15 protein-coding genes and 2 pseudogenes are annotated in these 18,869 nt (G+C 48.1%); all 17 read right to left on the bottom strand.

All coding sequences use genetic code 11. From position 1 onward, the window contains the following. Positions 1-244 precede the first annotated feature (244 nt). Entirely contained in the window at positions 245-2,233 is a 1,989-nt protein-coding gene (locus tag PSH59_RS08270; RefSeq protein WP_305395279.1) for a nucleoside-diphosphate sugar epimerase/dehydratase, read from the bottom strand. Between the two features lie 65 nt (positions 2,234-2,298). Then, positions 2,299-3,486: a DegT/DnrJ/EryC1/StrS aminotransferase family protein gene (locus PSH59_RS08265; RefSeq protein ID WP_305394773.1), complete on the bottom strand. Its 1,188-nt coding sequence runs from the start codon at positions 3,484-3,486 to the stop codon at positions 2,299-2,301. Positions 3,487-3,563: 77 nt separating this feature from the next. Further along, positions 3,564-4,118: pseudogene (locus PSH59_RS08260) on the bottom strand (acetyltransferase); the annotation flags it as partial. Positions 4,119-4,181: 63 nt separating this feature from the next. After that, positions 4,182-4,775 (bottom strand): annotated as a pseudogene (locus tag PSH59_RS08255) (sugar transferase); the annotation flags it as partial. 63 nt (positions 4,776-4,838) lie between these two features. Then, positions 4,839-5,966 (bottom strand): glycosyltransferase family 4 protein, encoded by a 1,128-nt coding sequence (locus PSH59_RS08250; protein ID WP_305394772.1) that lies wholly within the window; start codon positions 5,964-5,966, stop codon positions 4,839-4,841. Beyond that, a complete protein-coding gene (gene asnB / locus PSH59_RS08245; RefSeq protein WP_305394771.1) occupies positions 5,963-7,924 on the bottom strand; it encodes an asparagine synthase (glutamine-hydrolyzing) in 1,962 nt (653 codons plus the stop codon). The genes PSH59_RS08250 and asnB overlap by 4 nt, the downstream gene beginning before the upstream one ends. A gap of 9 nt (positions 7,925-7,933) precedes the next feature. Further along, positions 7,934-10,213 (bottom strand): lysylphosphatidylglycerol synthase domain-containing protein, encoded by a 2,280-nt coding sequence (locus PSH59_RS08240; RefSeq protein ID WP_305394770.1) that lies wholly within the window; start codon positions 10,211-10,213, stop codon positions 7,934-7,936. A gap of 72 nt (positions 10,214-10,285) precedes the next feature. Continuing rightward, positions 10,286-11,188 (bottom strand): glycosyltransferase, encoded by a 903-nt coding sequence (locus PSH59_RS08235; RefSeq protein WP_305394769.1) that lies wholly within the window; start codon positions 11,186-11,188, stop codon positions 10,286-10,288. Beyond that, entirely contained in the window at positions 11,185-12,066 is an 882-nt protein-coding gene (locus PSH59_RS08230; RefSeq protein WP_305394768.1) for a glycosyltransferase, read from the bottom strand. The genes PSH59_RS08235 and PSH59_RS08230 overlap by 4 nt, the downstream gene beginning before the upstream one ends. Then, positions 12,060-13,346 carry an O-antigen translocase gene (locus tag PSH59_RS08225; protein WP_305394767.1) on the bottom strand — a complete coding sequence of 429 codons (1,287 nt, stop codon included), beginning with the start codon at positions 13,344-13,346 and terminating at the stop codon, positions 12,060-12,062. Before PSH59_RS08225 ends, PSH59_RS08230 begins: the two co-directional genes overlap by 7 nt. Beyond that, positions 13,346-14,473 carry a DegT/DnrJ/EryC1/StrS aminotransferase family protein gene (locus tag PSH59_RS08220; RefSeq protein WP_305394766.1) on the bottom strand — a complete coding sequence of 376 codons (1,128 nt, stop codon included), beginning with the start codon at positions 14,471-14,473 and terminating at the stop codon, positions 13,346-13,348. The genes PSH59_RS08225 and PSH59_RS08220 overlap by 1 nt, the downstream gene beginning before the upstream one ends. Before the next feature lie 70 nt (positions 14,474-14,543). Next, on the bottom strand, positions 14,544-14,960 hold the full coding sequence (locus tag PSH59_RS08215; protein WP_305394765.1) for an FdtA/QdtA family cupin domain-containing protein: 417 nt from the start codon (positions 14,958-14,960) through the stop codon (positions 14,544-14,546). After that, positions 14,957-15,994 carry an NAD-dependent epimerase/dehydratase family protein gene (locus tag PSH59_RS08210; protein WP_305394764.1) on the bottom strand — a complete coding sequence of 346 codons (1,038 nt, stop codon included), beginning with the start codon at positions 15,992-15,994 and terminating at the stop codon, positions 14,957-14,959. Before PSH59_RS08210 ends, PSH59_RS08215 begins: the two co-directional genes overlap by 4 nt. Positions 15,995-16,031: 37 nt before the next feature. After that, complete coding sequence (tviB, locus tag PSH59_RS08205; protein WP_305394763.1) at positions 16,032-17,309, bottom strand: Vi polysaccharide biosynthesis UDP-N-acetylglucosamine C-6 dehydrogenase TviB; 1,278 nt, start codon at positions 17,307-17,309, stop codon at positions 16,032-16,034. A gap of 485 nt (positions 17,310-17,794) precedes the next feature. Beyond that, complete coding sequence (locus PSH59_RS08200) at positions 17,795-18,025, bottom strand: DUF1049 domain-containing protein (protein ID WP_305394762.1); 231 nt, start codon at positions 18,023-18,025, stop codon at positions 17,795-17,797. 25 nt (positions 18,026-18,050) lie between these two features. Beyond that, positions 18,051-18,347, bottom strand: coding sequence for an integration host factor subunit beta (gene ihfB / locus PSH59_RS08195; RefSeq protein ID WP_305394761.1), 297 nt, complete (start codon positions 18,345-18,347; stop codon positions 18,051-18,053). 132 nt (positions 18,348-18,479) lie between these two features. Beyond that, positions 18,480-18,764: a hypothetical protein gene (locus PSH59_RS08190; protein WP_305394760.1), complete on the bottom strand. Its 285-nt coding sequence runs from the start codon at positions 18,762-18,764 to the stop codon at positions 18,480-18,482. Positions 18,765-18,869 lie beyond the last annotated feature (105 nt).

Here is an 18,869-nt window from a genome sequence, read left to right as displayed (position 1 = left end):
TAACTGATTACAGACACACCATATTAAAGCTCGATAAATAAAAAAAACAACCACAAAACGTCATCATTGACTTCCGCAAACAAAGACCAAAAAGATAAATAGACATACATTGAACCGTAGGAACATACCAGCGAATTTTCTGGTCCATGCTTGGAGCATCAATCGCCGCTCAATACTCCAACTCCCACCGACTGTATCTGGCGAACGCGAAAATCCCCAATAAATTGAATATAGGTCAGTCCACTTACTTGGGTCCCGATGCCTGCAGATAGAGCCAATCAACAATATCACTTTCCGGAACGTAGCCTGTAACGGTATGTCGCAGCAATTGACGAACGAGCGAGTAATCTCCACGTTCAACGGCAGTCAACAGTTCGTCAAGTCTGCCTTTTAGAACGTCCCAAGACAGATGATCCTCGCTGGCACACATGATCATTGGGTGCTGAGTGGAAATGACACTATCGCCGATCAATAACTCTTCATAAAGCTTTTCACCGGGGCGCAGCCCCGTGCATTCAATATATATGTCGCCGCTCGGGTTCTTCTCGGAGCGAACAGAGAAACCCGACAGATTAATCATTTTTTCTGCAAGCTCTATTATCCTGACAGGTTCCCCCATATCCAAAACAAAGACATCTCCGCCCTGCCCCATTGACCCCGCCTGAATAACCAACTGCGCTGCTTCAGGAATCGTCATAAAATAGCGCGTGATATTTGGATGGGTGACCGTTAATGGCCCACCCATCTTGATCTGTTTGTGAAAAAGAGGAATGACAGAGCCCGAAGAGCCCAAGACATTTCCAAAACGAACCATAGTGAACCGAGTTTTATTGAGACAGGACGCCTGCCCGCCAAACAGGAGAGGTTCAGCTTCACGGCTAAGCGCCTGTAAAATGAGCTCCGCCAATCGCTTGGTGCTGCCCATCACATTGGTAGGTCGTACCGCTTTATCCGTTGATATGAGAACAAAATTCTCTACCTGGGCTTGCAGTGCGGCCTGGGCAGTGTGCAATGTCCCAACCACGTTATTCAAGATGCCTTCGGCGATATTATGCTCTACCATCGGCACGTGTTTGTAAGCGGCAGCGTGATAGACCGTGCTAACCTTCCAAGCCAACATGATCTCATGCAGCTTTGCCTGATTCCTAACCGACCCCAATATAGGCACCAGCTTGACAGCCAATGCTTCTCTGGAAACGCGGCCTTCCAACTCGGTTAAAATACTGTAGAGGTTGAACTCACTGTGATCAAACAAAATGATCGAAACGGGGCCGAGAGAAAGTATCTGCCTGCACAGTTCAGAACCTATCGAGCCACCAGCACCGCTGACCAATACGGTCTTGCCGGTGATACAACGAGCCAGTAAATCTGGATTCTCCGGCACCGCGTCACGACCGAGTAGATCAGCAATATCGACATCTTGAATGTCGTCAACCTTGACGCGGCCACTGGCGAGGTCCATGAATCCAGGAACACTTCGTACATGAAGTGGGAATGACTCGAGAAAACCCAAAATCTGCTTTCGTCGTGCGCGAGTAGAAGAGGGAATGGCCAAGAGTATTTCTTCAGCACCAGTAGCGTCGAGCATCCTCTGAATATGATCAGGTTTATACACCTGCAAACCTGAAATAACGCGATCGCAAATACCACGATCATCGTCAATAAACGCCACTGGACGCATAGCCTTGCCAATACGCAAGGCCGCCACTAGTTGGTTACCTGCAGCACCCGCGCCATAGATGGCCACCTTGGTCATCCGTGAGTCAGCACCGGAAAGCGTATTACCTTGGGATGACGAGAACCAATCGCCCATAAAATACTGGCGCATGGCAAAGCGCAACCCACCGATGGCAACCAGGCTCAACCACCAATAGTTGAAAACAATTGATCTGGGAACAACTTTTTGCTGACTGCCAAATAAATAAATAACAACGGTTAGTGATAATGAAGAGAGGGTGACAGCCTTGAAAATAGCAATAAGGGCATCGTTACCAAAGTACCGCATGACAGCGCGATACATGCCGAACTTTACAAAAAATGGAATGGACACAACCGGAGCGATCACGAACAACCAGCCGTGAGATACCAGAGGGTAAGCAAAATAATCCATACCTAAACGAACGACGAAGGACATCCACAACGCCAGCCAGACAATCAAAATGTCAGCAGAAACCTGAATCGCCCGCTTTTGACGGCGAGAGAGACTCAGCAATTGAAGGCGCAGTCTATCCATTAAGCCCTGAAACACTAAACACCGCTCCTGAAACCAAACCTATAATTATTGAATACCAGCCAGCTTTACGCCAGTTCCCTATGACCTGCCAGAGCCATCACCTCTGTCAATACTTGACAGGTCTTGGCCACTTCGGATTCTTTGAGCGTTGGATGGACCAAAAACATCAAACTCGTTTCACCTAACTCCTTAGCCACTGACAAACGCTGTTGCGGGCGAAATGAAGTTCTTTCAAAGGCCTTCTCAAGGTAGACTTCGGAGCACGAACCTGAGAAACATGGAACGCCGAGCGCATTGATTTCTTGAATGATACGATCGCGACTCCAACCATCCGCCAAGGCCGCAGGCTCAACAAACACGTAACATTTATAAGCGGCGTGAGTAATTTCTGTTGGTAGCGCAGGCACACGTAAAGCTTTTACATCTCGAGCACAAGACCAAATTTTCTCTGCGGAAGCCAGACGCTGGCGCTGCCATTCAGGCATACGCTTGAGCTGGATCCTTCCGATAGCACCCTGAGCTTCAAGCATGCGCCAATTGGTACCAAAGCTCTCGTGAACCCAGCGGAAGCCGGAAGCGTGGGAATTTTCATAAACAGCCCTCCAACTTTTACCATGATCCTTGAAAGACCACATCAACGACCATAAATGCTGGTCGTTTGTCGTTACCATGCCACCTTCACCGCCCGTAGTCATGATCTTGTCTTGGCAGAAGGACCAAGCTCCGACATGACCGATCGAACCAACCGGGCGCCCTTTATAGGTAGCACCATGAGCTTGGGCACAATCCTCAACGATCTTGAGTTTATACGCTTGTGCCAACTGCATAATGGGATCCATGTCGCAGGGCCAACCTGCAAGGTGCACACAGATAACTGCACGTGTACGCGCCGTAAGAACCGCCTGTATTGTCTGCGCAGTAATATTTTGCGAGTCAGGATCTATATCAGCAAATATGGGCGTGGCACCGGCATTAATAATGCTGGAGACAGAGGCAAGAAAAGTCCGGGAAGTAACCACGACTTCATCACCAGGGCCGATCTCTAGTGCGCGCAGTGCGATGTCCAGTGCAACAGTACCATTGGCAAGTGCGACCGCATATGACGTGCCTGCCCACGCAGCGAACTCTTTTTCAAACTCTCGACATTCCTGACCAGTCCAATAATTGACTTTGTTTGACAAAATCACTTCTTTAACGGCATTGGCTTCTTCCTCCGAAAAGGATGGCCAAGGAGAAAATGGAGAATTTAGCACTGTCAAGACCCTGTTGATAACATAGCGATTATGAAATATAGCTCATTGAGGATACAAACGTTAGAGCTTAAATTTTGTTACTTGAGCCGTCGGGCTGGCACGCCTACAACGGTGACATCATCCTCTACGTTAGCAACTACTGCTGCTCCAGCACCAATCACAACCGCCGAACCGACATTTATACACTGCCGGATAGAAGCCCCGATTCCAACCCAGCAGAGGTCGCCCAGTACCACTGCTCCTGCAAGGCTCGCACCCGGACTGACATGGCACCCCTGTCCCAATCGACAGTCATGGTCCACGTTGCACCCCGTATTGAGTATCGCGGCTTGCCCAACGACCGCACCGGCGTTGACCGAAACACCGGCAAATATCACGCTGCCAGCAGCAATTTCTGCGTAGCGGCTAATGTTCGCCCGCGGGTGTACAATAGTCGCAATTTTTGCACCGGACGCTTGTAGCTCCAGTGTAATTCTCAACCTGGTTTTGTTGTCGCCAATAGCCACCACAACACCTTCGAACTGAGAAAGTGTGTTGCGCAGACATGCGGAGTCACCCAGTACAGGCCAGACACCGCAACGGGTCAACTGCGGCAATGAGTCGTCGAAAAACACTACTTCCTTCCAGCCGCAAGCCTCAGCAGTGTCCGCAACCACTTTGCCATGACCACCGGCACCGAGGATGGCAAGGCGCATCTGCTGATCCCCCTTGAATTTGGACATTGTCACTTCACCCTCTGCACTTACACCATCTCGCTTTATAACCTTCTTCACAGTCAGGAACAAAATTTTCAGATCAAGCCAGAAATTTTTATTTTCAACATACCAAACATCCAGTTCAAACTTTTCCTTCCATCCGAGGGAGTTCCTGCCATTTACTTGCGCCCAGCCAGTGATACCGGGGCGAACTTCATGTCGCCGAAACTCATTAGCGGAATACAGCGGGAGGTATTCCATCAACAAAGGTCTTGGCCCCACCAGGCTCATCTCACCTTTAAGTACGTTCCACAACTCCGGCAACTCATCCAGACTTGAAGAACGCAAAAGTCGACCAAAGGGGCCAAGCCGCTCAGCGTCGGACAAAGGGGCACCGGACTCATCGGCCGAGTCTTTCATGGTGCGGAATTTGATCATTTCGAAGGGTTTACCAGCCAACCCTGGGCGTACTTGCCGGAAGATGATCGGCGAACCGAGCTTCCTGCGTATGAGCAAGGCCACAACCAGGATAATAGGTGACAGCAAGACAATTGCCAGTCCAGCACTGATAACATCAAATATTCGCTTTAACATGATCGCACTCTAACATCCTGTACTTTAATCAACCGAATGAACAATGGGTCGTAACCATGAAAATCACAGGCCAATCACCTCGAGCATAACGTTATTTACTTCATTAACGTCATACTTGTCTTCGGCAAGTTTTCTCGAGGCTGCGCCCATACTGGCAATCCGTTGTGGGCATTGAACAAATTTAGACATTGCGTTCACCAGTTCATCAACCGACTGGACCGGGACCATAAAACCGTTGAGGCCCTCGATTACTGTTTCACGACAACCAGGAGCATCTGTTGTAATGACAGCTCGCCCCATGGACATGGCCTCAAGCACGGTACGCGGCGTTCCCTCTCGGTAGGAAGGCAGAACGTAAACACTACTAGCTGCAATAACAGGCCTGACATCGCTTAACTTGCCGTGATACTCCAGCGTTCCTTCAGCAATCCAGCCTTGAAGCTCCTGCTCACTGATGGCATCAGGGTTATCGTCGATCCAACCCACCAGATCAAAAGCTACGTCTGGGTGAAGCATGCGTATTCTCCGCGCCGCCATCGCGTACTCCCGAACCCCCTTGTCACCTAACAACCTGGCGATCAACAGGAACCGTGTCTGATCAGGAAAAGGAGCAACCGTAAAATCATCCAGACAAACGCCAGAACCGTTGACTACCGTAGATCTCGATTCTGCACTGAGAATACCCATGTTCAGGAACAATGCCTGGTCGTCCGGGTTCTGGAAAAAAACAGCGTGTGCGCCAGACAAAGAATACCTATAGAGACGCTGCACAAGCGTTTTGACCATCAGGCTCAAGCGCCCGCCGTTGTGCTGTTTCTGGAACGCATAACCCAGACCGGTAATAAGCGCTATTCGTATTATTTTTTTACTGGCGAAACGGGCTGCAATCAAACCGTAGACAACGGGTTTAACGGTATAGGCCAATACGTAATCCGGACGTAAGACCCTGAGCAACTTCCACAATTGAATTAAAGTTAAAAAATCAGAGGCCGGGTTCATCCCGGTACGATTCAATGAGATTGAATGAACGGTGATACCTTTGCGTTCCAGTAAGGAACGCACGGGATGACTTGAAGTCAGGTCGGGTGCAGCAACATGCACAGCCAACCCCTTGGCAAGCAAAGCGTCCAATAATGGCCCACGAAAATTGACAAGTGAGTCAGGGTAGCTGGCGATGACCAGAATACTCATGCTCGCTGCTCCTCCAGCCAAGCCTGAAACATCAGGATAGTCCATAGCTGATGCTGCCAATTACGCACGCCCAGTAAATGCTCCTCCCACATTTTTCGAATCGGCTCAGATCTGAAATACCCTTCCGACTCAAGTCTGGACGAGTCGAGCAAGGAAGCAGCCCACTCTCTAAGCGGTCCTCGTAGCCAGCTATCAAGGGGAATACCAAAGCCCTGCTTTGGGCGATCGATCATGTTTTTAGGCACATGACGATATAGAACCTGCTTGAGCAGCCACTTACCTTCGCCCGCACGAATCTTGTAGTGCAATGGCATGTTCCAAGCCAGCTCCACCACACGATGGTCGAGCAATGGGGAACGCGTTTCAAGACTGGCGGCCATTGCCGCGCGATCCACCTTGACCAAAATATCGTCAGCCATATACGTCTGGGCATCCATAGCCATCATCCAATGCTCAAAACTATCAGTAACAGGCCAGTCAGATGATCGCGTAAAAAGGGTCTCTGGCTCGGATGCCCCCAACACTATGCCTGCAGGATTGTCCCAGTGACTGGCCAAGCGATAGAAAAACTCCTCCCCGGTACTCAACCCCAGAACATCAGCCAGCTTATGCGCTTTGTCGCCGGGGGTCGTGATGTGCAGCCGCTTGGGTATCAGTGGTTTGCCTAACTTGAACAGCTTGTCCCAAGTGACGGGCGGCACTGCTTTTAACATCGACGAAGCCGCTGCCCGCACAGGCCGGGGCAAACGCTGCATGGTTCCCCATACCTTTCGCGCACTCAAATAGCGGTTATAGCCACCAAACAGCTCATCACCGCCATCACCGCTAAGAGCGACCTTCACATGTTCACGTGCCATTTTGCTGAGCAAATAAGTGGGAATCTGTGAACTGTCACTGAATGGTTCACAGTATATGGATGGCAGCTGAGGGATAACAGCTAACGCATCTTCCGGACGCACATAGAGTTCTGTGTGCTCCGTGCCAAGGTGACGAGCAATGTCTTTGGCATGCACGGCCTCGTCATACCCGCCCTCTTCAAAACCTATGGTAAACGTGCGTATGGGCCTGGCGGATTGTGCCTGCATCAGAGAAACGATAGTACTGCTGTCGACTCCCCCACTGAGAAAGGCCCCTAACGGAACATCAGACAGCATTTGTCCTTCAAGGCTCTGCAAAAGCCGAGATTCTAGCAAATCAACCGCTTGGCTATCAGTACCGATAAAGGGTGCCGACAAGCCTTGCGCAACTACAGTGTTGAAGCTCCAGTAACTATGGATCCCTAAGCTCTCGGCTCTCCCCTGAAGATCAACCCGAAGCTGCATGTAAGTGCCCGGCATCAGTTTGAACATGCCCTCATAAATACAATGGGGCGCGGGCACACAATTATGCCTCAACAACAGCACCAAGGCGTTTCGATCGACATCCGCGCAAAAAGCAGGGTGTGCCTTGAGGGCTTTCAATTCGGAGCCGAAAAGAAAAATACCTCCTTGCCAGCCGTAATAGAGTGGCTTTTCACCACTGCGATCTCTGACCAGGGTGAGCAGTTTTTCCTGCCTGTCCCACAAAGCGATTGCAAACATACCTACAGCTGCCTGAAGCGTCTTTTCCACCCCCCATAGACTAAAACCGATGAGCAACGTCTCGGTATCCGCATGCCCTCTCCACTGCAGGCCTGGATCAGTCGACTGCAGCGTGGCTCTAAGATCAAGATGGTTATAAATCTCGCCATTGAAAGCGATAACGTAGCGACCACAAGGAGACACCATAGGTTGGCTGCCCGCGGGAGACAGATCCAGAATTGAAAGCCTTCTATGCCCCAAGGCAACACCGTCTTCGTAATCTGTCCAGTAGCCGGCGGCGTCCGGACCGCGGTGGGTCAGGGTTGATGTCATTCGTTGCAACACTACCTCATCCAATGGGACGCTGCTCTGTGCCAGATAACCTACTAAGCCACACATGAAGAATACCTACAATTCCGTTTGAGCTGGGGAAGTCGTGAGAGCGGATGTACTTAGCTTAATTGGCGCACGAACAAACTGCGACGCGATCATAAGACCGAGCAAAAACCAAAATACTCGCTGATACATAACCTCATGAAAAAGGCTCATTAAAGCAAAACCTAACAGCAACAAAATAATTGCATTATCTCTGACACTGCGCTTCTTTTTAAAGAATGCACTGAAACACAGATAAATAAACATCAACGCAAAACAACTCAATCCAGCAACGCCAAACTCAGTGAGCACCCACAATGCAGTGTTGTGAATAATTACAGGAAAACCGACAAGCCGGCTGCTCTTGTCAAAAAAGTAGCCCAAGCCGTTACCCCACCAGGGAGACTGTAGCCATGCAGTAATTGCGGCACTATTTATAGAGGCTCTACCTGCGTCACTCTCAGACATTGAAAATGCGGGTTGAGTTTGTATATGCGGGAATGAAAAACTATCACCAAGCTCGAAAGAGAGCGGATCATCAAAAAAACCAAGCACAATCGGAAAGTAAATTATGACAGCATAGAAGACAAAGGAAACAATAAGCGATGCCAGTAAATGAGAGCGCTTCATCATATTGAAGATTCCAGCGAACAACAGCAGCACCAGAATAGTAACAATACCTGAACGCGAAGATGTGTAGAAAGTTCCGGCTATCATTATCGCCAGCGCCACAACGGCAAAAACACTGCACTTAATGGACGGAAACGCCCGCAAGCATCCCCCCTGATAAAGCGGAGACAAGCTAATAAACGCCGCAGCAACACAGATGATCTGAAATGCCAGTGCATTCCTATTACCGACATAACCGTCAATTGAGTAGGTAAAGCCAGACCAATGAATTATTCCGTAGAGATGCAGAATCCTAAGTGCAATCTGCAAGATGATGATTACACAGGTAACTGCAACCATGGTTTCGACTACTCGCCTTGCCCCAGGCAAACCAAAGTATGCGGCAGCGAGGTAACCAGCGGATGCAAAACCCAGCAAAACAAACCAGCCGAACATCTTACCCAGTGCCCAACCGTTAGCTCCAATACTATAGAAGCCATGGGCATAACCTAGGAACATAACAAGCGTGACAAGTAACAACAAGGAATTTACCCGAAGAAATCGCCAGCGTGGCGCTGAACGACTAAAGACTGCATTCAAGAGAACAACCGACAGCGCAAGTATCGCAAATGGGTCAGCCAGGTTCACGCTGATAGCACTTTCACCGTATTTGATTATAATTTGGAAAAAAATAAACAATGATACACAGAAACAAAGCACCCATGCCGCAGAGCGCTCAAGGTAAGACCCCCCAAGCTTACGCTGAGCTGAAGGGGTACCCAACTCGCCCCCTTCCACTGACTGGGCCATCGTATGCTTACCTTTACGCAAGGCGAATGGCGCCAAGCTAATCACCGAAAGTACAGATAAGAGACCGCACAGTATAGAAGCTGCAAGGGCCTGTTCGGCACTCACAGCGAATGTCCCCAAGACAGAAACCGAAACGACTTCGCGCAGCCCCCAGCCACCAAAACTAACGGGTAACCCTGCGGCAAACGATACAATGGCAGCAGCAGAAAACAGCTGCAACATGCTGACATTTGGAGCCACCACAGAAAAAAGACAAACAAAACAAGTTAGCATCAAAAGATTACTTGTGGATGATATTAACGCAACCTCCAACAGTCGCTTCGCATTTCTTTTTGCTAGTAAACTACTGCCAATTTTAATTTCAAACCTACCGATGCCCAGCACCAAGCTTAAAACCAACGCGAACAGCAGTACCGAGAAAATTTCGACAACCGGTAATTCATCTAGGTACTTGCTAACAACCCCTTCGAGTAAATATAGAGCGCCAAGCATGGCAAAAGCAGCGCTGATTACCGCGACGACTGTCCGCTCATAGGCTGCAATGACTGCATTTTCAACCGCCGATACACCCGCAGATTGTAAAACTGTCTGACGGCCGGCCATTTGTCCAAATAAAGGAATCACCAATAAAGAGGCAATATTGGCAGCCGCACTGGCTTTAAACACTAATAGCCAGGACAGCGGGTGATCAAAATGAGATAAAATTCGCCAGAATCTAAAGGTCACTACCACCACGTTCCCAACCATAAGAGCAAACACCAAGACCAGCAAGGCAGGAGGAAACTGTTGTGCGTGGGACAGAATATCCGCAGGACTCAAGTAAAACATGAGCCCTGCCAGTAAAAATAACGAAACGACGGCACCAACTATCTTCTTAGCTTTTTTGACGTCCATCTATGCCCCCGACCGGTTATATTACCAGCATCAATTACAAAATAAATCAACAACAAACATCTCAACTACTAACTATCGAAACAACCTCAATATACGCCTAATCCTGATACGCAAAAAAAACAGGGGCGCAAGACTGTTCGTAAACATTGCCTTTTTGAACAACGACAATCCTCGCCAATACTCACCAGCAATAAAAAACTTCATAGAGAATGCTATGTTTCGCTCGGAAACAGATTTACTAGCGACCGCCTTGAGCAAGGGATACTTCCCAGAAACGATATCCAGCGTCTGCATAACTTCTGCATACTGCTGCTGCAAATGACTACTACCTGTGATGTTATTGGCGTGCCTGCGATAACGCGCATAAACACCCTCGAGATATTTAATCTCGCCACCAGAGAGCATCAAAATTTCAATATACCAAAGCCAGTCTGACGCAAATTTTATGCGTTCATCGCAAGCTGGCAAACTTTTATTTCGGATCGCTACCGAACAACCACAACCAAATGCCCCACGTCGAACCAGCTGTGCCGCTCCACCTTCGTGCTTACCATGCATTTGATTATAGAGATACATGACTCGATTTGAGTCAGAGTCAAACACCTCAACATCATGATACGAAATTGTGACATTTGGATTGTCTTCAAGATGCTTCACTTGCGCTGCGATCTTTCCAAGGCAGAAAACATCATCTCCACCCAGCACAAAAATCACATCTCCCTGACAACGTTCCAGGCAAGCATTAAAATTCTTGGTAATACCAACATTTGCATCGAAATAAACTTTATCAATATTCATTCCGGATTGTTGTTCGAACTGATCAATCACATCACACGTTCGATCGCTTGACGCATCATCACCGATAACCAGTTGAACGCCAGGATATTCCTGGAGTGCAACCGACTGCAACGCCTCCAAAATAAATGACTCGTGGTTATAGGTGAGAATAATAATAGAAACTGATAGCGCACTCATCCTACGAGCCTCCTACTCACCGACCGAACCAGTTTTTTCAAAGGAAAACCAAAGCAAAGGCCGGCAAGCAAAAAGCGTAAACCAGCCAAATACTTACGCCCTCTAAACAGGCTTGCGGAGTGCGAAAAAAATATATTAGATATCGACTTATTCCGCAAACCTGACTCTTTTGACGAAAAAAATACACAGGGAACTTCAAGTCTCATTGGAAGAGTTTTCCAACAGTCCGAATGGGTATTGCCAGGGTGAAGTCGATATTGAAACGTTGCCAAGTTCTGAAATCCGACTTTATAGCCTTTTAAAAAATACAGCAGCACAACCCAGTCATCTGATTTAAATTTACTTCTCAACCCCGACACCTCTCGCATCAAATCCGCTTTCATCATCGCAGACTGTAACAAAGGTGCAGAGGTGTCATCGACGGCACAAAATGTGTAGCCTTGACCGGAATTTAAAGCACGCTCGAACTCAGACAGGTTCTGCCTGTTAAAAACATTACCTTGTTCGTTGATTATTTCTCCCAATGAATAAACACAATCAACATCATTTGCAAGCAAAAAGCTCACTTGATCAGATACTTTATTAGGCAGCAAAACGTCGTCTGAACCAATCAGCGATACATATGCACCACTGCACACTTCCAAGGCGCGTTCGATAGCACCATTCACACCAGTATTTACTTCACTCTCAATAAATACAAAATCATATTTCTCTTGAAGACACCTAATTTTCTGGACACTGTCATCCGAAGAACAATCATCAACCACTATCAATTCATAGCTGCTGCGCGCTGCCGTTTGATTCATTATCGACTCAATTGTCGCACAGACGAAACTCGAGTGATTGTACGAGGGCACTATAATACTTACGTTCAACATTCCTTATGTCCATCGCCAGCTTCAAGAATTTTATGCTTCCGAAACCACAAAAAGAAAAACAGGGCTAGCGCTATCAAATACAACAAATAGTTAACCGCGTAAGCTATGACCACTCCATCGCTGCCGTAGTGGGCCGAAAAAAACTTTGTCGCAAAGAAAAAACCAAATGAAAATACAACTTCAGTAACGATAAAAGGAATGACCAATGCTCTCGCCCACAACAAAAAACCCAGCACCCAACTGGTTATTTTCAAAGTATCGCCAACTACCTGCCAAGCGACCATACTTTCAATCGGTAGAAAGTCACTGGAAAATAGCAGTTTTATCAACCACTCCCTTAATAGATAAACACTGGCACTTCCCAACAGCGCAACGGGTACGATCATGCACAGCGCTTTTATAACTTCAACCCTAAGTTCCGTGACGGATTTTATCTCCGAATATCTAGGGAGGAAATACAAACTTAAGGTAGTCGTGACCAGCATCAGGTAGGCCCCGCTAAGTCTGGTCAACGCTTCCCAATAACCGGCAAAATCAATCCCGTAGGCGCCTATCAAATAATCACGGACCAGCATACTCGACAAGGGTACACACGCAGCAGATACTCCGACCATAAGCGAAAACTTCAACAGTTTAAATAACGCTTGTTGATCAATTACACCGACCAGTAATCGAAAGCTGAACCAGGATTTACGCGAGCAGATATAGGCCGTTGCGACACAGGCGATAGACTGGTAGACCGAGAGTGACACCAACGCACCGTACATCCCAAAATAAACGGATAAAACAACGACAATTACAAAGCTCAGTAGACTGCCAATAATATTGGCAGTTACGTAGGCCGCCACTTCTTTCTTACCATTCAGTATCGCCAACAACAATGAGTTTAGAACAAAAAAAATCAAACCACATGAAAGCCAATAAAACACCGTGTAATGGGTTTCAGCGCTCAAGAAGTAACGCGCCAGAGGTCTGGAAAATAGAGCAATCAGCAAGGCTGCAATGCACGCTCCAATTAAAGAGACAATGCCTGCTGTGGCCCATATTCGGTGCTGCCGACCGCTATCTCCTGCGTATTCTGCTGTGTACTTTGTCACGCCCGTATTCATTGAACCACCGGCAAAGGTAGTGATCATCTGAACCAAATTTTGAAACTGCCCTAACGCCGCATACCCTGCAGGACCGACATACACGGCTAATATTTTATTTATCCCTAGCAAGGTAAGCATTTTAATTACAACCGCAACAGCATTGAGCAGACTTGTTCTTACAAAAGTCATTATGCGCTGACGCCGTTGAAACTGTTACACGCCTCGACAACTTGCGTTGCGTCCGCGATGCTAAGAGTCGGCCCGATCGGCAGGCTCAGGACTGTTCTATGGATATTTTCTGTTATCTCCAAGGATAGTCCATTTAGGCTCTGATAGGCTGCTTGCTTATGCGGTGGAATAGGATAGTGAATCAACGACTGTATGTCGTGCTTCAGTAAATGTGACTGGAGTGCCTCTCGCTGTTCACTGCGCACTACAAATAGGTGCCAGACATGAGACTTCATAGTCCGCACGTCCACACTTGGTCGCAAAGGCAACACAATAGTCGGATTCTCGATATGGTCCAGGTAGAACTGGGCAATTTCCCGTCGGTGCGCGGTTTGCACATCCAAATACTTGAGTTTGACACTCAGCATGGCCGCTTGAATTTCGTCAAGCCGACTATTAACGCCTTGGTACATGTTATGGTAGCGCTGATGCGAGCCATAATTTCTAAGTGCTTGAAGCGCATTCGCTAACTCATCACTGCTAGTCACAACAGCGCCTGCATCGCCCAATGCGCCCAAATTTTTGCCAGGGTAGAAGCTGAACCCCGCTGCATCGCCCCAGCTACCAGCTTTCTTCCCATTTGAGCTAGCGCCGTGTGCTTGCGCTGCGTCCTCCAGTACAAGCAATTTGTTGGATTTGGCGATGTCCATCAACTCCGGCATGCACGCAAGCTGCCCGTACAAATGGACGGCAAGGATAACTCGGGTTCGAGAAGTCAAAGCAGCACGTGTGCGTGTATGCGATAGATTGAACGTCTGCTCATCGGGTTCAACCAGTACAGGCACTAGGTTGTTTTCTGTAATTGCGAGAATACTGGCAATATAGGTATTTGCTGGCACAATGACTTCATCGCCATCCTGCAGTTTACCCATCAACTTCCACGCACGCAGTATCAAAACTAGCGCATCAAGACCATTGGCCACTCCAACACAATGCTTTGCGCCACAGTATTTGGCGAACGAAGCCTCAAATTGGTTCAGCTCTTGACCCGCTACGTACCAACCAGAGTCTACAACCCTTGTGCACGCGCCAATCAGCTCGTCACGCATCGATACGTTGGCAGATTTAAGATTCAAAAACTCAACCATGATAAAGTCACTCGCATTCGCTTGATACTTATGAAAAATCTTATTTACTAAATTGACTCAGGTATTTACATCAGGCCGGTGGCTGGCTATCCGCTACGACGGCCAAAAATTCGGCATAATCCCTTATGTAATCACCCTCGTCATAATGCTCACTGGCCAAGACCAGCAATACACAATCTTCGCTGAAGTTATGCATTTCTCGCCAAACCAAATCCCCAATAACCAACCCTTTGGTCGGCGAGTCCAACCTAGCCATACTCCGGACGGAGCCGTTGTCCAGTATCATTTCACAATGACCTATCACGCACACCGCTACTTGCTTCAGATTGCGATGCGCATGAAAACCTCTAGCCACACTCTCTTGTGTACCGAAGATGTAATAGACCCTTTTAATCTCAAAGGGAACGGTCTTCTCCGCCTCTATCGCAACCAGAGACCCCCGTTCATCGCCCAGGGGTGGAAAGCTGACCCACTCTAAGCTATTCATTTCACACCTTGCGCCAAGGCGTTAACGTACCAAGGCATTGCCACCGCAATACCTTGCTCCACACTATACTCGGGGGCATATCCCAACAGTGCCTTGACTTTCCCTATGTCAGCTTGCGAGTGCTTGACATCGCCCGCCCTGAAGTCTCGATATTCCGGACTACGCTGGCAAACAACAGCATTCTTGGAAAGTTCTGCAGCCAGCAACGCAAACAATTGGTTCAATGTCGTACGGTCACCCACAGCGACATTATAGACTTGGTTTAAGGATTCAGCGCTTGTACTGGTCGCCGCGAGCAAGTTGGCCTGGACAGTATTCTCGATGAAACAGAAATCCCGACTGGTTTCACCATCACCGTTAACATAGATATCCTCACCGGATATCATCGAGGAAATCCACTTCGGGATAACCGCTGCATAAGCACCATTGGGATCTTGGCGCTTACCGAAAACGTTAAAATAGCGCAGGCCTACAGTGTTGAAACCGTAGCAGCGGGAAAATACATCAGCATAGAGTTCGTTTACATACTTTGTCACAGCGTAGGGAGAAATAGGCTTGCCAATGATAGCCTCAACCTTAGGCAACCCAGGGTGATCGCCGTAAGTGGAGCTACTGGCTGCATAAGTGAAGCTTTTCACCCCCGCACCTTTGGCAGCAACCAACATGTTGAGAAAACCATCAATATTGGTACTATTGGTGTTAATCGGGTCATCAATGGAGCGCGGAACAGATCCTAAGGCCGCTTGATGCAAGATGTAGTCAACCCCCTGACAGACTGAGTTGCAATCCTCCAGTGACCTTATATCACCTTCGACAAAGGTAAAGCGCGCCCATTGTTCGGCGCTGACAATACCTTGCACTTCTTCAAGATTTTTCTTGTGCCCCGTAGAAAAATTGTCTATTCCTACCACCCACTGCTCGGCCAACAGCAGTGTTTCCAGAAGATTCGATCCAATAAAACCGGCAACACCAGTCACCAACCATTTTTTTGGTGACGTCGAAATTTCCAAAAGAAGCTTCTTATATCCATTCATGCTTCACCTCCCCTACCAATTATCTCAACCGAGCGTTCTATAGACGCAAATCAGACTCTTCGGCCTTCAACAGATACTTGAGGTCATAAAGTACGTGCTTTGTCTTGCCGTAACTGCGTATTTTTGCTACGCCCGCCTGGCGGAATTCTTCATGTGCTACTGCCAATATCACACCATCGTACGCAGACTCGTCGGGAGCCGCTATAGTACGAATGCCATACTCTTTCTCAGCCTCTTCCTTGCTCACCCAAGGATCATAAACGTCGACAGCGATGTTGTATTCAGCCAGCTCGCTAACGATATCGACTATGCGGGTATTTCTTAGATCAGGGCAATTTTCCTTGAACGCGAGACCCATCAAAAGAATACGCGCACCGTCTACCTGAATCTGCTTCTTGAGCATGGCCTTGACCATTTGCGAGACAACGTACGCCCCCATTCCGTCATTCAACCTGCGTCCGGCCAATATAATTTCCGGGTGATATCCGATCGATTGCGCCTTGTGCGTCAGATAGTAAGGGTCGACACCAATGCAGTGCCCGCCAACCAACCCTGGCCTGAATGGCAGAAAGTTCCACTTCGTTCCCGCCGCCTCTAAGACCGCTTCGGTATCAATCCCCATCTTATTGAATATAATTGCCAACTCGTTTATCAAAGCAATATTCAAGTCACGCTGAGTATTTTCAATCACCTTGGCAGCTTCGGCCACTTTGATACTGGAAGCCTTGTGCGTGCCCGCGATCACAACTTGATTATAAAGCCTATCCACCAACTCGGCTACATCTGCAGTCGAACCGGCAGTCACCTTCTTGATAGTTGTCAATCGGTGAACTTTATCACCTGGATTAATTCGCTCCGGACTATAGCCAGCATAAAAATCACTGTTAAACTTCAAGCCTGAAGCTTTTTCCAGCACAGGAACACAGACTTCTTCGGTGGCACCGGGATAAACCGTAGACTCATAGATAACAATATTGCCTTTCTTTAACACTCTACCTAGCATTTCCGAAGCCTTGATCAGGGGCGTCAGGTCCGGTTGCTTGTAAGTATCGATCGGCGTCGGCACTGTGACGATGTAGATATTACAAGCCACTAGGTCTTTTTGATCCGAACTGAACGACAAAAAACCAGCCTCTTTCAGCTCCGCAGCACAGACTTCCAACGTGGCGTCGTGCCCAGCCTTCAGCGCATCAATCCTTGCTTGGTTGATGTCAAATCCGATCACTGGGCGCTGCTTGCCAAACTCAACAGCCAGTGGCAAACCCACGTAACCAAGGCCTATTACAGCCAGTTTGATGTCGTCCAGTTTTAGCATGTGTATTTCCATTAATCCGTTGTCGTAAAAATCGCCTCTGCGATTTTTATAAAGCCATTTTACCTTTATGCTTTCACCCCGCAGATGCAGAACAAAGGATGAAAACCATTCTCACTAAAAACAAAAAAACTTAACAGGCCATCATCACAGAAAAATAAAATAGTCCAGCCGCAAAAATAACGACGCTTTATTATACTAGTATTGAAATTTTATTTTTAGCGATCTGGCACTCGAAAGCATGGAAGATGGAAATTGCATGCTTAAGCACCTTAAATTTACCGACCAGATGGCGCTCGTGGCTTCAGATCACCGCTGCATGAAAGCTTCGTGAGCGAGCGCGTAAAAGACTCCAAATTCGGTAACTTGCTGACATGATAGGCGCCATTTCGTAGGAGACGCACCAAGAAGGTAGCAATAAAGTCATCACCCCTAACGAAGGGCTATCAACACCTCAATCAGATGATTAATTTGACAAGAAAGATTGATTAGTGTTTTGGATGAGTGCTTTTACGGTTTAATAGCCACCCTAGCGCCGGCCCGATAATCATACCAGCAATGAATGTCAGCACCAGAATCACAGAAACAGGAACCCCAGCAGTAGACCAGCCAAAAAACGACAGCGCTAAAACCTGCTGATTTTCCAAGACAAACGCCAAAATCACAAGCGTCAATAATAAAATTACTACCCCCGACAAAAAGCGCTTAGCTTTATGCATAATTTTCTCCTGTTTCTGAAGCTACTCAGACGCCTGAGTCCTCATCCTCATTAACCCGATCCCGCAACTCCTTCCCCGGCTTGAAATGAGGCACAAATTTCCCATCCAGACTCACCGACTGCCCAGTCTTGGGATTCCGCCCTACCCTTGGCGCGCGGTAGTGCAGCGAAAAGCTCCCAAACCCACGAATCTCAATCCGATCCCCAGTCGCCAGGCACTGAGACATTTGTTCAAGCATGGTCTTGATAGCCAGCTCCACATCCTTGGATGAGAGCAGCCCTTGATGGGTGACAATTCGTTCGATCAACTCCGACTTCGTCATATTTTTCCCTTCTTTTTCAAGCAGCTAGGAAAAGCGCTTCGAAGGTTTTAGCATGACTTGATGAATTTGAACAGCCCATACATAAACTTATCTGCGGGTTAAATAAACACCCACAGAGCACATGCATCGCTCTCAATTGCAGATCACCAGCATGGTGCGGGCGACTGCGCCAGCAGGGTTCCAGCCGAACAGATAGTCGCCCTCTTCGTCCTTGGCATCGCTGGACCTGGTGATAATCTTGTAGCCCTGCATCTTGCATTCTCGGGCGGCGCGCTTCTCGCACTTCTCCCAGCTATTACCCAGGCCAGAGCAATCTACCTGGATGCCGCTGACGCCACGCCTCGCGTGGGTCTTGGCACTGGTAACAGAGCAGCCTGCAAGCATTACCACTACGAGCACTACGATAAGCTTGTTCATTGAAATCCTTATTGAAGCCATGACACGGGAGCGCTTTTATCAAGACTATAGCCAGTTCTGACAGCGGGCTATGAGTAATGGTTCTCCTGTGTTGATTCAACGAAT

The organism is Pseudomonas sp. FP2309 (genome assembly GCF_030687575.1).
Classification (GTDB): Bacteria; Pseudomonadota; Gammaproteobacteria; order Pseudomonadales; family Pseudomonadaceae; genus Aquipseudomonas.
The sequence above is the reverse complement of the archived record's forward strand: the minus strand, read 5'-3'. Positions and strand labels throughout refer to the sequence as shown.

What these genes read in the sequence shown, in the direction of transcription:
- PSH59_RS08270 (WP_305395279.1), bottom strand. Translation starts at nt 2,233, where the DNA reads ATGGATAGACTGCGCCTTCAATTGCTGAGTCTCTCTCGCCGTCAAAAG.
- PSH59_RS08250 (WP_305394772.1), bottom strand. Translation starts at nt 5,966, where the DNA reads ATGAGTATTCTGGTCATCGCCAGCTACCCTGACTCACTTGTCAATTTT.
- asnB (WP_305394771.1), bottom strand. Translation starts at nt 7,924, where the DNA reads ATGTGTGGCTTAGTAGGTTATCTGGCACAGAGCAGCGTCCCATTGGAT.
- PSH59_RS08240 (WP_305394770.1), bottom strand. Translation starts at nt 10,213, where the DNA reads ATGGACGTCAAAAAAGCTAAGAAGATAGTTGGTGCCGTCGTTTCGTTA.
- PSH59_RS08235 (WP_305394769.1), bottom strand. Translation starts at nt 11,188, where the DNA reads ATGAGTGCGCTATCAGTTTCTATTATTATTCTCACCTATAACCACGAG.
- PSH59_RS08230 (WP_305394768.1), bottom strand. Translation starts at nt 12,066, where the DNA reads ATGTTGAACGTAAGTATTATAGTGCCCTCGTACAATCACTCGAGTTTC.
- PSH59_RS08225 (WP_305394767.1), bottom strand. Translation starts at nt 13,346, where the DNA reads ATGACTTTTGTAAGAACAAGTCTGCTCAATGCTGTTGCGGTTGTAATT.
- PSH59_RS08220 (WP_305394766.1), bottom strand. Translation starts at nt 14,473, where the DNA reads ATGGTTGAGTTTTTGAATCTTAAATCTGCCAACGTATCGATGCGTGAC.
- PSH59_RS08215 (WP_305394765.1), bottom strand. Translation starts at nt 14,960, where the DNA reads ATGAATAGCTTAGAGTGGGTCAGCTTTCCACCCCTGGGCGATGAACGG.
- PSH59_RS08210 (WP_305394764.1), bottom strand. Translation starts at nt 15,994, where the DNA reads ATGAATGGATATAAGAAGCTTCTTTTGGAAATTTCGACGTCACCAAAA.
- tviB (WP_305394763.1), bottom strand. Translation starts at nt 17,309, where the DNA reads ATGCTAAAACTGGACGACATCAAACTGGCTGTAATAGGCCTTGGTTAC.
- PSH59_RS08200 (WP_305394762.1), bottom strand. Translation starts at nt 18,025, where the DNA reads ATGCATAAAGCTAAGCGCTTTTTGTCGGGGGTAGTAATTTTATTATTG.
- ihfB (WP_305394761.1), bottom strand. Translation starts at nt 18,347, where the DNA reads ATGACGAAGTCGGAGTTGATCGAACGAATTGTCACCCATCAAGGGCTG.
- PSH59_RS08190 (WP_305394760.1), bottom strand. Translation starts at nt 18,764, where the DNA reads ATGAACAAGCTTATCGTAGTGCTCGTAGTGGTAATGCTTGCAGGCTGC.